General features: G+C 66.4%; 12 protein-coding genes. 3 read left to right on the forward strand and 9 right to left on the reverse strand.

Annotated elements, in window-relative coordinates:
* Window positions 1-45 precede the first annotated feature (45 nt).
* Window positions 46-873: a two-component response regulator PprB gene (pprB, locus tag VQ067_RS22990; RefSeq protein ID WP_003103959.1), complete on the forward strand. Its 828-nt coding sequence runs from the start codon at window positions 46-48 to the stop codon at window positions 871-873.
* 25 nt (window positions 874-898) lie between these two features.
* Here the strand turns inward: pprB and tadG are convergent, their stop codons facing one another.
* Genes tadG through rcpC form a run of 9 tightly spaced genes read right to left on the reverse strand, consistent with a single transcriptional unit; the run spans window position 899 to window position 10,068 of the window.
* Complete coding sequence (tadG, locus tag VQ067_RS22995) at window positions 899-2,569, reverse strand: type 4b pilus Flp biogenesis protein TadG (protein WP_003141184.1); 1,671 nt, start codon at window positions 2,567-2,569, stop codon at window positions 899-901.
* Between the two features lie 24 nt (window positions 2,570-2,593).
* The gene (locus tag VQ067_RS23000; RefSeq protein ID WP_033991510.1) at window positions 2,594-2,878 is read right to left on the reverse strand and encodes a DUF3613 domain-containing protein; all 285 of its coding nucleotides are present in this window, start codon (window positions 2,876-2,878) and stop codon (window positions 2,594-2,596) included.
* 22 nt (window positions 2,879-2,900) lie between these two features.
* Window positions 2,901-3,638, reverse strand: a complete 738-nt coding sequence (tadD, locus tag VQ067_RS23005; protein ID WP_033991511.1) for a type 4b pilus Flp biogenesis protein TadD — start codon at window positions 3,636-3,638, stop codon at window positions 2,901-2,903.
* Window positions 3,635-4,546 (reverse strand): type 4b pilus Flp biogenesis protein TadC, encoded by a 912-nt coding sequence (tadC, locus tag VQ067_RS23010; RefSeq protein ID WP_033991512.1) that lies wholly within the window; start codon window positions 4,544-4,546, stop codon window positions 3,635-3,637. The genes tadD and tadC overlap by 4 nt, the downstream gene beginning before the upstream one ends.
* Window positions 4,547-4,555: 9 nt before the next feature.
* A complete protein-coding gene (gene tadB, locus VQ067_RS23015; protein WP_003093848.1) occupies window positions 4,556-5,440 on the reverse strand; it encodes a type 4b pilus Flp biogenesis protein TadB in 885 nt (294 codons plus the stop codon).
* Complete coding sequence (gene tadA, locus VQ067_RS23020; protein ID WP_003093851.1) at window positions 5,437-6,702, reverse strand: type 4b pilus Flp biogenesis ATPase TadA; 1,266 nt, start codon at window positions 6,700-6,702, stop codon at window positions 5,437-5,439. Before tadA ends, tadB begins: the two co-directional genes overlap by 4 nt.
* On the reverse strand, window positions 6,699-7,883 hold the full coding sequence (gene tadZ, locus VQ067_RS23025; RefSeq protein WP_003093855.1) for a type 4b pilus Flp biogenesis protein TadZ: 1,185 nt from the start codon (window positions 7,881-7,883) through the stop codon (window positions 6,699-6,701). Before tadZ ends, tadA begins: the two co-directional genes overlap by 4 nt.
* Before the next feature lie 9 nt (window positions 7,884-7,892).
* Window positions 7,893-9,143 carry a type 4b pilus Flp secretin RcpA gene (gene rcpA / locus VQ067_RS23030; protein ID WP_003110119.1) on the reverse strand — a complete coding sequence of 417 codons (1,251 nt, stop codon included), beginning with the start codon at window positions 9,141-9,143 and terminating at the stop codon, window positions 7,893-7,895.
* Window positions 9,144-9,156: 13 nt separating this feature from the next.
* Complete coding sequence (rcpC, locus tag VQ067_RS23035; RefSeq protein ID WP_033985866.1) at window positions 9,157-10,068, reverse strand: type 4b pilus Flp biogenesis protein RcpC; 912 nt, start codon at window positions 10,066-10,068, stop codon at window positions 9,157-9,159.
* Between the two features lie 409 nt (window positions 10,069-10,477).
* Between rcpC and flp the strand changes: the two genes are divergently transcribed.
* A complete protein-coding gene (flp, locus tag VQ067_RS23040; RefSeq protein WP_003093864.1) occupies window positions 10,478-10,690 on the forward strand; it encodes a type 4b pilus Flp major pilin in 213 nt (70 codons plus the stop codon).
* Window positions 10,691-10,878: 188 nt separating this feature from the next.
* On the forward strand, window positions 10,879-12,777 hold the full coding sequence (pctC, locus tag VQ067_RS23045; protein ID WP_034019567.1) for a methyl-accepting chemotaxis protein PctC: 1,899 nt from the start codon (window positions 10,879-10,881) through the stop codon (window positions 12,775-12,777).
* Window positions 12,778-12,866 lie beyond the last annotated feature (89 nt).

Consider the following 12,866-nt stretch of genomic DNA (forward strand, 5'->3'; position numbering starts at 1 on the left):
CACGTCCCCTGTTAAAAACAAAATAAGCAAATGGAGCGTATGACCATGGACAAACCGGCCTCGCGGCATTTCAGCGTCTTGATCATCGATGATGAACCCCAGGTGACCTCGGAACTCCGCGAACTGCTGGAAAACAGTGGCTACCGTTGCGTAACCAGCACCCACCGGGAGTCGGCGATCGCCAGCTTCCAGGCCGACCCGAACATCGGCCTGGTCATCTGCGACCTCTACCTGGGGCAGGACAACGGTATCCGCCTGATCGAGAGCCTCAAGGAAGTCGCCGGCAACGGCAGGTTCTTCGAATCGATCATCCTCACCGGTCACGATGGCCGCCAGGAAGTGATCGAGGCCATGCGGGTCGGCGCCGCCGACTACTACCAGAAACCGGTGGCGCCGCAGGAACTGCTGCATGGCCTCGAACGCCTGGAGAACCGCCTGCACGAGCGCGTCCGCAGCCAGTTGAGCCTGAGCCACGTCAACCAGCGCCTGGAATACCTCGCCGAATCGCTGAACTCGATCTACCGCGACATCCACAAGATCAAGTACGAGGTACACGGCAACAGCCAGCCGAGTGCCCTCAAGAGCGAAGACAGCCAGCCGTCCGCGCCGCCGGCGTCGGTCGCGGAAAGCCAGGTGTCCCCGAGCAATCCGCTGTTCGGCAAGCTGTCGCCCCGCCAGCAGGCGGTGGCGCGGCTGGTGAGCAAGGGCCTGACCAACTACCAGATCGCCTACGAACTGGGCATCACCGAGAACACGGTGAAGCTGTACGTCTCCCAGGTGCTGCGCCTGATGCATATGCACAACCGCACACAGCTGGCGCTGGCCCTGTCGCCTGCGGCGATGCAGCAGGGCAGCGGAGCGGTGGTGCACTGACAGGCGCGATGGCCCGGCAGACCTGCTAGATCAGCAGTTCCGCCCTGCCGACATCGACCTTCAGAATCTCCGCGTCGATGTATCCAAGTTGTACCCCCAGCAAGGGCAGGACCAGATTCAGGATCGGCGTCAGCAGCCCATCGACCAGAGGTGCCACCACGGAATTCACGATGAGGTCGGTGAGCGCCGTCGAGCCGCACAGCAAAGGCAAGCACAGTCCGAGCACCACGGGATTGACGTTGATGCTGGTTTTCAGGGTACTGGCGAGAAAGCCGCTTTCCGGCAACCTGCGGCTCTGGACGAGATCGGAACCGTCGGCTTTCACGTTGAATCGCGTATCGCCCGAGCTGCCGGCGATCGAGGTATCGAGCTTGAGATCCAATCGCACCAAGCCGCCAAGCACCAGAATCGAGCCGACCTGATCGATGTTGGCCGGACTGCCGATCTTTATCGTCGCTCCGCTGCTTCTCCAACCGAAGTCCAACGCGGTATCCGGGCGGGTACAGGCCATGCTTTTCAGCCAGACGGCTCCCGACGCGCCTTCGATGGCCAGTTGCAGTTTCGTGGTGGCGAGAATGGACAGGAACCCGGAATCGATGTCCGCCGTAAGTCGTACCTGGGACTGGCGCACCTCCGTGCGCCAGGCACCGCTCTCATCCTGCCCTGGCGGCCCGGAGACGATCCTCTTCGGCTCTACGACCGTGAGCCGTGCATTGGCCAATCCGGGGATGCCCAGGTTCACGGCGACCGCGGAATTCTTGTTGGCGACCTGGGCAACCGCCATGATGAGATCCAGCGCATTGATCGCCGTATCCAGCTGCGACATGCTGTTCACCTCGCCGGCGCTCAGCCCCAGCAAGTCTCCCAGTTTCAACGTGGCCGACTTTACCCCCACCAATTGCGTTCTCAGGGCCTCGACCGAGGCTACGCCGTTCTTCGCCAGGACGTTCACGCTGGCGGCGAGTACCTGCTGCAAGCCGACGTTGGTATTCAACAACTGTTCGATGGTCCCCAGGCTGGTATCGACCCCGATCAAGCCCATTCCATCCGCGCCGAGAATGTCCAGCACACTGAGCTTCGCGTCGGCGATACCGTTGTAGGCCGCCGCGGAGAGATCGATGTGGGTGCCCAGCAATCCGCTCAAGATGGGGTTGAGCAACGCCGATTGGCCACTGTTCACGCTGGCCAGCCCCGTACCTGCGGAAATCGTGGCGTTCGGCAGGCGTCGCGCCACGGCCTCTGCGCGGAGATCGACGTTGGCATTGCCGCCGCCGAACAGTCCCCCGAGGTTGGCGACCAGGCTGCCGGGAACGCTCTTGGTCACCTCGACATGCACCGCCTCGTTGGCGGCAGCCGCGTTCGACGCGCTGGCTATGAAACTGCGCAGGCCGCCGGCACTCAGCACGCCGCCGACCTCCGCCGACAGGCTGGAGCCGGCGGCGTCCGCATCGAACCCGTTGAGCATCGCGCTGGCCTTGGCGAAAGACGTCGCCTGTGCAGAACTCTGGTCGCCGCACAAGGCTCCCTGGGAGGCACTCTCCAGCGCCGCCACGTCCGCCACTCGCTGCAGGTTGCGCTGCTCCAGGTAGAGCCGCCCGGTATCCACCACCAGCAACAGGCAGATCAAGGCCAGCAGCAGGGTGGTCGCCGCCAGGATGCCGATCGCCCCACGCTGTCTTGCAGGCCATCCGTTCATGCCCTGCCCCTCCGCCAGGAACCGTCAGTTCTTGCTCTCGCCGAAGCCGCGATCTTCCAGCAGGTACTCGGGAATCTCGTGCTCATAGCTTTTCAGGTAGCGCTGGTAGGAGCGCTGGCGCTCGGCGGCGGTCGCGCTTTGCCGGACCGGGCTGGCGGCCCGGCCGCTCGCCTGGATGGCCAGCCAGGCGCGGGTGGCGGTCTGCGGTTCGGCCGTCGCTGGCGCGGCGGGACGGACCGCCGGCGTGTCCGCGGCCCAGGCCGGGCCGGACAGGAGCAGCAAGACGCCGAACAGGATTCGCTCGTGCATGGTTCACCTCTCCGGCGCCGGCTCAGGGCGCCTCGTTGGCCATCGCGGTATGCATATTCGCCTCCGCCGGCCGTTCCGCCAGCGGGTCGTCGCTTGCCGGCGCCGCGCCGGGTGTCGGTACGGCACCCCAGCTGCGCGCCCGCGCCTCGGCCGCGCGGATGTCCCGGGCATCCAGCTGCAAACGCTCGATCAGGCGCTGCGCATCTTCCCGGTCGCCTTGCAGGTACAGCAGGCCGAGCAGGTTGGTCGCCGGCAGCTTGCCGCCCTGCTGCAACTCCAGCGCAGTGATGAATTCGAAGCGCGCGCCGACACGGTCGCCGCGCTTGAGCAGGGCGACCCCCAGGTCGTTGCGGAAGCGGCTCTCGGTCGGCCGCAGGCGCGCCGCCTCGCGCAGCTCGAGGACCGCCCGGGCGCTGTCGCCACTGCGCAGGGCGAGCAGGCCGAGGCCGTGGTGCGCCTCGGGTGCCTTGCAGGTTTCCAGCAGGGCCTGGTACTCGGCCCTGGCCCGCGGGTCGCCGATCCGGCGCAGGATCAGCGCCCTTTCCTCGCGCACGTCGAGCAAGCCCGGCGGCATGCTTTCCAGGTTGGCCAGGGCCGCATGCAGGCGGCCCTCGCGGATCATGTCGCGGACCATGTTCATCTGCAGTTCCTGCTCCTGGCCGAGCTGCTGCGAACACTCCCGTGGGCCGTCCCGCCCCGGCAGCGCGGCGCAACCGCCGAGCAGGGCGGCGCACAGGCCGATGCCGATCAGTGCTTTCATCCCAGTCCTCCCAAGGCCTTGGTGATGGCGATGACGCCCGGACCGGCGAGGACGATCAGCAGCGCCGGGAACAGCAGCACCATCATCACCAGGCTCATCTTCGCCGACAGCTTGCCGATGCGTTCCTGCAAGGTGGTCAGGCGCCGGTCTTCGAACAGTTGCTTGAGCGTCAGCAGGGTGCTGCGCGCACTGCCGCCCTGGCGCAACATCTGCCGTAGCACGCCGCAGCAGTCGTTCAGCGGGTCCACCTGCAGGCGCCGGGCAAGCGCCTCCAGCTCTTCCGCCAGGTCGATGCCGTTGTCGGCACGGGTCAGCGCCAGGTCCAGCTCGCGGGCCAGTTGCGGGGTGATCCCGCGGCCTTCCAGGCAGACCACGCGCAGCGTCTGCTCCACGGTCAGACCGGCATCGAAGAGGATGCGGATCAGTTGTACGAACAGGATCATCTCGTCGGCGATCAGCGCCCGGCGCGCCTTGGCGAAGTGCTTGAGCACCTGCTTGGGCAGGAGGAAACCGATGCCGGCGGCGAACAGCAGCGGCACCGCGTAGGACGCCTCGCTCTCGGCGCGCAGCAGCTTGACCAGCAAGACCAGGAGAACGAACAGCAGCGGCGTGAGAAACACCGAGATCAGGTACAGGGTCCGGTAGCGACTCTCGTGCCAGCCGGCCTGTTGCAGCAACTGGCGGGCCTCGCTGTCCATAAGTTGCAGGCGCCGCACCCAGAAGCTGTCGTCCATCCGCTCGGTCATGCCGGCCAGCCACCTGGTCGAGCCGCCAGGGTTGGCCAGCGCTCCCAGGCGCCTCTCGATCAGGCGCTGCTCGCGGCTGCCGTTGCGCGCCTGGAGCAACAGCAACAAGGCACCGCCGACCGACATCAGGAGCGCCGCGAAAATCAGCCACTGTGCCTGCATGGCCACCTCCTAGACGCTCTTGAGCATGCGCCACAGCGCATAGCAGCCGAGCAGTTGCAGCCCGAGCGAGGCCAGCAGCAGGAAACGCCCGGTGCCGTCGGCCCACATGTTCAGCAGATAGCCCGGGTTGCTCGCCAGGATGTAGCCGCCCAGGGCGCTCGGCACGCCGGCCAGGACATAGGCGCTGATCCGTGTCTCGCCGGTCATCGCGTGCAACTGCCGGCTGAGCTTCTCGCGTTCGTGGATGAGCTTGACGATGCTGTCCAGCAGGTCGCTGGTATTGCCGCCATAACGGTGGTTGACCGAGACACCCAGGGCGAGGATGCGCAGTTCCTCCACCTCGTAGAGTTCGGCGACTTCCTGCAACGCCTCCGGCAGGTGGATGCCGAGAAGCACGTGGTTGCGCGCCAGGGTGAAGATGTCGCGCAGCGGCTCCTCGGCGTTCTCCACCGCCTGCATCAGCGCGTCGCCCAGCGTGCGCCCGGCGTGCAGGCTGCGCACCACCTGGTCGAGGAAGCGCGGCATCTGCCGGATCATTCGCTTCAGGCGGCGCTGGTAGAGCATGCCCAGGGCGACGCGGCAGGACAGCGCCGCCAGTAGCAGGCCGCCTAGCGCACCGACGATGCCGAACAGGCGCAATCCGCTCCAGACCAGCAGCAGCGCGAGCACTGCCGCCCCGAACAACCACGGGCGCGGGCGCTGGATACCGGCGCGACGCATCTGGCGAGCCAGCCAGTGACTGCTGCGCGGCCGCACCGCGACCGCCTCCTGGCGTCCCAGCAGCCGTTCAACCACCAGTTCGTTGCGCCCGGCGCGCCAGCCCATGAACGCCAGAGCCAGCGCGGCGAAAGCCAGCACGCCGCTGAACAGCACCAACAGTTGCGCGCCGTTCACAGCAGCGCCTGGCGGAATTTCTGCCCGACCGGCGCGGCCTGGCGGACGAACTGCCCGCTGCCACGCCGGTCGAGACTGAACAGGGTATTGGTGACGTACACGCCGTCGCGCACCTCCAGCACCTCCAGCACTTCGCTGATGCAACGCCGACCGCTGGCCAGGCGGGTGATCTGCACCACCACGTCCAGCGCGGCGCAGATCATCAGGCGCAAGGTCTGCTCCGGCAGCCTGTTGCCGGTCAGGCCGACCAGCATCTCCATGCGCAGCAGCGAATCCATCGCCGAGTTGGCGTGCACCGTGCTCATCGAGCCGTCGTGGCCGGTGTTCATCGCCTGCAGCACGTCGAGCACCTCGACGCCGCGGATCTCGCCGAGGATGATCCGGTCCGGGCGCATCCGCAGGGCGTTGCGGATCAGGTCGCGGGCGGTCACCTCGCCGTAGCCCTCGGCGTTCGGCGGACGGGTCTCCAGGCGCACCACGTGGTCGTGGCCGAGTTGCAGCTCGGCGGTGTCCTCGATGGTGACGATCCGCTCGCGTTCGTCGATGAAGCCGCTGATGACGTTGAGCAAGGTGGTCTTGCCGGTGCCGGTGCCGCCGCTGATGAGGATGTTGCAGCGGCGCGAGACCGCCTGGCGGAGGAACTCGAGCAAGGCTTCGTCGACGCTCTGGTAGGCCAGCAGGTCGGCACTGCGCAGCAGCTCCTGGCTGAACTTGCGGATCGAGATGCACGGCCCGTCCAGCGCCACCGGGGGAATGATCGCGTTGACCCGGCTGCCGTCCGGCAGGCGCGCGTCGACCATCGGGCTGGACTCGTCCAGGCGTCGGCCGAGGGGCGCGAGGATACGCTGGATCACCCGCAGTACATGGTGGTCGTCGATGAAGCGCAGGTCGCTCTGGTAGAGCCGCCCTTCCCGCTCGACGAACACCCGGCCCGGTCCGTTGACGAGGATTTCCGAGACGCCGGGATCGCGCAGGAGGATCTCCAGCGGGCCGAAGCCGGTGAGTTCGTCGACCACCTCTTCGGCCAGGCGGTCCAGTTCGTAGCGGGAGATCGCCAGTTGATGGCGCGAGCCGTATTCGCAGACCTTTTCCGAGACGTACTGGACCACGGCGGAGCGCGCGCCCTCCAGCAGGTTCATGCCGTCTTCGTCGATCTCGTCGATGATGTAGCGGTGCAGGCGCAGCTTCAGCGCCTGGATGTCCTGCTCCTGGCGGTAGTGGAAGGCACCGCCGTCAGGACGCGCGCCGAATCCCGTGCTCATAGCAGCGCCGCCTTGGCCCGGCCGAGCCAGGACAGCAGCGAACGGCGCTCGCCACGTGTCACGCACAGGCTGTCCGCCAGTTGCCGCAGCTTGGCCGCCAATGGGTCGCGCGGCGCCACCTCGAACAGGCTCTTGCCGAGGTTCTTCGCGCGCAGGCGCGATTCCGGGGACAACGGCAGGACACCGAACAGATCGAGGTCGAACATCCGGCTGAGGGCCTGCTGGTCCGGCGCCACATTGGGCAGGTAGCGCTCGATCAGCAACTCGATGGAGGGCAACGGCAGGTTGCGCTCGCGCAGGCGGCGCAGGCGCTCCAGGCCCTTCTTGCAGGACGGCACGCTCTGGTCGACCATCCACAGCACGCGGTTGGCCTGCACCAGCAACTGGTTGCTCAGCTCGCCCTCGGGCAGCCCGGTGAGGTTGACCACCACATGGCTGAACGCCCCGCGCAGGTTGCCCAGCAACAGATAGAGTTCGGCGGTGGTGACTCGCTCCAGCACGCCGGGCTCGTCGGTCAGGCTGAGTATCCGCAGGCCGCTGTCGAGGCGGGTGAAGGCGCTGTCGATCAGGGTCTGGTCGAGGCGCCGCAGGTTGCGCAAGGCGTCGCTGAAGGTGAAGGCCGAGTCCAGGCCGAGGATCGCCAGCGCCTCGCCGGTGGGCTGGCCGACGTCCAGCAGCAGGACCTGGTTCGGCGTCTGCTCCTGCAACGCCTTGGCCAGGTGCAAGGCGACGAAGGCGCCGTCGGCGTCCGGTCGGGCGCTGACCAGGGTCAGCAGCTCGCCCTGGCGCGCCGCGCTCACCGGCACGCTGGGCAGGCGTCCGCCGAGGCGCCGGATCAGCCCGGTCAGCTCGCTGGCGCGGGCGCCGTAGGTGATGAAGTCGCGCGCGCCGGCGCGCATCGCCGCCAGCACCAACTGGTTGTCCAGGCCGTCGCCGATGGCCACCACCGAGAGCATCGGCCGCGCCGATACCAATCCCTCGACCAGCGCGCCCTGGGACACCAGGTTGCTCTTGCCGAGGCTGATGAACAGCACCCCGGCGGCGGTGACGTCGAGCAGCGCCAGCAACTCCTCCAGGCTGGCGCTGCCTGCGGGTACCACCTGGCCGGCGGACGCCAGGCTGTTCTGCAACCAGTCGAGTTCGCCGGGATGCTGGGTCAGCGCCACGAAGTTCTGGTTCATGCGCGCCTCCTAATCCGACAGGCCGGTGTCGTTCTGCTGGCCGTCGTACTCGCCGCGCTCGAGGAAGTACAGGCGCGAGAACCCCGGATCGTAGTGCCGCAAGCCCTCGCCGGGCAGGTCCGGCAACTGTGCGTCGGCAGCCAGCGGCTGAACCAGGTGTGGGGTGACGATCATCAGCAGCTCGCGGTCGTCCTTGTCCAGCTTGGTCGAGCGGAAGAACGCACCGAGGATCGGGATGTCGCCCAGCCAGGGAAACTTGTCGACGTTGCTCACCGAGTTGCTGCTGGTCAGCCCGCTGATCACGAAACTCTCGCCATCGGCCAGCATCACGCTGGTGTCGGTGCGCCGGACGCGCAGTGCCGGCACCGCCACCCCGCCGCTCTGGATGCCGGCGCTGTAGTCCAGTTCGCTGACCTCCGGCGCCACCTTGAGAGCGATGCGGCGGTTGTTCATCACCGTTGGGGTGAGGGTCAGACGGATGCCGAACTCCTTGTATTCGATGGTGACGTTGTCGTTGGTGCCGTTCGGCACCGGGATCGGAAACTCGCCGCCGGCGAGGAACGACGCGCTCTGCCCGCTCATCGCCACCAGGCTCGGGCGCGCCAGGGTATAGGCGAAGCCGCTGCCCTCCAGGGCATTCATGAAGCTCAACCACTTGCCGCCGCCGAAGATCAGGTTGAATCCCGAGCTGCCGGTGCCGAAGGTGCCGCCCAGGCCGCTGCCGTCGGCATTGACCTTGATGTCGCCGAGGCTGCCTGGCGCACCGAGCACCCAGAGGTTGCCGCCGCGCCGGACGAACGAGGTGCTGGCCTGCTTCAGCTTGCTGCGGCTGACCTCGACGAAGCGGATATCGGTCTGCACCTGGTTCGGTAGCTCCTCCGCGGCACCGGCGGTGAACGCTGGAGCACCGCGGGTATCGACGCTACCGCGTCCCTCGACCTCCACCAGGCTGCGCAACGGCTCGGGACTGCAGCCGGTCCAGATCAGCAGGCTGGTGGAGCCCTGTTCCTTGCCGGTGACCAGGAAGCCGCGACGATCCAGCAACTGTACGTCGGCGATCTTCGGATCGCCGATGGCCAGCCGTTCGATCGGCACCGCCAGGCGCAGGTCACGCTGTTGCCCCTGGACGACATCGACCCGCGGCGCCTGCGCCAGCAACTCGATGCAGCCCTGCGGCAAAGCCAGTGCCGGCAGCGCCAACGCCACCCCCAGCAGCCCTCCCAGCCAGCGCGACACGCCTATCCCGGTGCTCCGATGCATATGCCGGCTCCCCTCAAGGCGCTTCATGGGTCATGGCGCTGCCACGGTAGACCGTGACCCCGTTGGCCACCGGCACGCGCGGAGCCGCGCTGCGCACGCTCGGCGCCGTCGGTTTGCGGCGCTCCAGCAGTTGGTCGAGGCTCAGCGCCGCGCTCGGCGCGCCCAGCGACGCTTGCAGCAGCGCGCCTTCCTGCTCCCTGCGGTAGAGTTCTTCGTCCTTGCTGCGGATGGCCAGGCGCAGCGAACCGGCCTGGCTCGCCAGCATCAGCCGCGCCACGCCGTCCTCCGGTACCGCCAGCACCGCGGTACGCGGCGGACGCGGGTCCTTTTCCTGGTTCGAGCGGTCCTGCCCATCGCTGCCCACGGCGATCCGCTCGCCGTAGGTCAGTACCCGGACTCCGGGCAACACCAGTTGCGCCAGCGGGGTCGATTCGCCGTCCCGCTCGTCACGCACGAAGAGCATCACGTCGACATAGTCGCCGGGCAGGACGAAGCCGCCGCCGCCGACCACTTCGTCCACAGCGATCGCCATCGCCCGCTCGTCCGGACGAATGGTCCGGGCCAGCGGACCGCCGGGTTCTAGGGTCGCGGCGGAAAGAATGCTGCCGGCCGGCACCGCGACCCAGACCCGCTTGCCGAGCAACGCCTCGGGCCTGTCGTAGCTACCGACCGGTGCGGTCCGCAACAGCTCGACGCTCAGGTCGTCCTTGCCGATCACCGCCAGCGCCGGGAGATCGCGACTGGCCACCAGCACCGGCTTGCGTTCGAGCTTTTCCAGCGAAGCGCCCACCGCCGCCGAAGCCGGCGCCACGGATGGAGCATGCGCGTTCGATGGCGCGCGGCCGATGGATACGCCGAGGTATCCGAGCAGCACAGCACCGAGCAGCAGCAGGCCGGCCAGGGCCATCAGCACCTTGCTATTCATGGGCAGACCCCTGCTATGCGTCCGGACAGGTCGATGAACGGAAAATCACCGGCGATCGCCGATGATCGGAAAAGAAAAACGGGCGTCTCGCTGTCCGTGTCATGGCCATACTCCGGGACTGGCTTTCCATGGCAGGTACATTGGGGTTATCGACTGGCGACAGTCGTTATTCAAGAACCAAAGTTCATAACTTCGAACTTGCGACGATAGGCCTGAATCTAGACTCGGGATAATCAATGTCAATTTGTCATTAGATGTAGTCCAAGCCTTGTAACCCGCCATATAACCTTGCGACTAATCCACTCCTACTAATGCCATTTAGTTGTTGCAAAACGCCATCATCGGCCTAGCCTCAGCGTGGAGGCAGGGCTCTGTCTCGGTGATTGCCGCGTTCGAGGAGCAAACAAGAATGAAGAACCTGACCCTGTTCGTGTATTGCAAAGTTCGCGCATTCCTGGCGGACGAAGAAGGGGCAAACGCCATCGAATACGCGGTTATCGCCGGTTTGATCGCGGTGGCTCTGATTGCCGTATTGAGTCCCACGGACAGCGGTATCGTCGGCGGTCTGAAAGCCTTCTTCGACGGCGTCGGCACCAAAGTCGGCGGACTGGCTCCGGACTGACGTCCTCTTCCAGAGCGATTTCCCTCCAGTGGCGCCATTTTCATGGCGCCACTATTTTGCCTTTATGCTGGCACTGTGCTACAAAGCCGGCCGTTCAGGCGCTGGATCATGGCTTTCCCCCGCAAGCTCCCTACCTGGTGGCCTGGGCTCCCCGCCCTTCTTGAGGCTTTTGCCAGGACGCATCGCTCATGCTTCGCTCGCTGTCGTTTGCCAAGAAAATCCTTCTCGCCGCCGCATTGGTGGTGGTTTTCGCCTTCACCTGCTTCATCCTCTACAACGATTACCGACAGCGCGAGGCCGTGCGCACGGACACGGAAAACTACCTCGGGGAAATCGGCACCCTGACCGCCAGCAACATCCAGAGCTGGCTGGAAGGCCGCATGCACCTGGTGGAAGGCCTGGCCTCGCAACTGGCGCTGCTCGACCAGCCCGACGAGGCGAATATCGCAAGGCAACTGGAACAGCCCGTCTTCAGCCGCAATTTCGCGTCGGTCTATCTTGGCGAGGCGGCCAGCGGCGCCTTCACCATGCGCCCCTACGACGCCATGCCGGAAGGTTACGACCCACGTACCCGCGCCTGGTACAAGGACGCGCTGGCGGCCGACCGGCTTATCGTCACCGAACCCTTCGTCGATGCCGGCACCGGCGAGCAGATCCTCGCCATGTCGCTGCCGGTGCGGCACGCCGGTCAACTGCTGGGCGTCGCCGCCGGCGACATGAAGCTGGAGACCCTGACCGCAATCCTCAATTCCCTGAAGTTCGATGGTGCCGGCTACGCCTTCCTGGTCAGCGACGCCGGCAAGATCCTCCTCCACCCCGACTCCGGGCTGGTCCTGAAGACCCTCGCCGAAGCCTATCCCAAGGGCGCACCGAACATCGACCCCGGGGTCCACGAGGTGGAACTCGACGGCCGCAGCCAGTTCGTTTCCTTCACCCCGGTGAAGGGACTGCCCGGCGTGACCTGGTACGTCGCCCTGGTCCTCGACCGCGACACCGCCTATTCGATGCTCAGCGAATTCCGCACTTCGGCGATCGTCGCCACGCTGATCGCGGTGGTCGGCATCATGCTTCTCCTCGGCATGCTGATCCGCGTACTGATGCAACCGCTCACCGACATGGGCCGCGCCATGCAGGACATCGCCCAGGGTGAAGGCGACCTGACCAAGCGCCTGAAAGTCACCAGCAACGATGAATTCGGTACGTTGGCCAATGCCTTCAACCGCTTCGTCGAGCGTATCCACGAATCGATCCGCGAGGTCGCCGGCACCGCCCGTCAACTGCACGACGTGGCGCAACTGGTGGTGAACGCCTCGAACTCCTCGATGGCCAACTCCGACGAGCAGTCCAACCGCACCAACAGCGTCGCCGCAGCGATCAACGAACTCGGCGCCGCCGCCCAGGAAATCGCCCGCAACGCCGCCGATGCCTCGCACCATGCGTCCGACGCCAACCACCAGGCCGAGGACGGCAAGCAGGTGGTCGAGCAGACCATCCGCGCGATGAACGAGCTTTCCGAGAAGATCAGCGCCTCCTGCGCCAACATCGAGGCCCTCAACAGCCGCACGGTGAACATCGGCCAGATCCTCGAGGTGATCAAGGGCATCTCCGAGCAGACCAACCTGCTCGCCCTCAACGCCGCCATCGAAGCCGCCCGCGCCGGCGAGGCCGGACGCGGCTTCGCGGTGGTCGCCGACGAGGTGCGCAACCTGGCCCATCGCGCCCAGGAGTCGGCCCAGCAGATCCAGAAGATGATCGAAGAGCTGCAAGTCGGCGCCCGCGAGGCGGTGGGCACCATGACCGAAAGCCAGCGCTACAGCCTGGAGAGCGTGGAGATCGCCAACCGTGCCGGCGAACGCCTGGGCAGCGTGACCAGCCGGATCGGCGAGATCGACAGCATGAACCAGTCGGTGGCCACCGCCACCGAGGAACAGACCGCGGTGGTCGACTCGCTGAACATGGACATCACAGAGATCAACACCCTCAACCAGGAAGGCGTGGAGAACCTCCAGGCCACCCTGCGCGCCTGCGGCGAGCTGGAAGCCCAGGCCGGGCGCCTGCGGCACCTGGTGGACAGCTTCAAGATCTGAGCCCGTCCGTCCCACAGGCCAGCTAACCGCGAAGCGGTTAGTCGGCGATCATCCAGCCCCCATGAAAAAGGCGCCCGCGGGCGCCTTTT

The sequence above is a fragment of the Pseudomonas sp. KBN12P06040 genome, assembly GCF_037574965.1.
Taxonomy (GTDB): Bacteria; Pseudomonadota; Gammaproteobacteria; order Pseudomonadales; family Pseudomonadaceae; genus Pseudomonas; species Pseudomonas aeruginosa.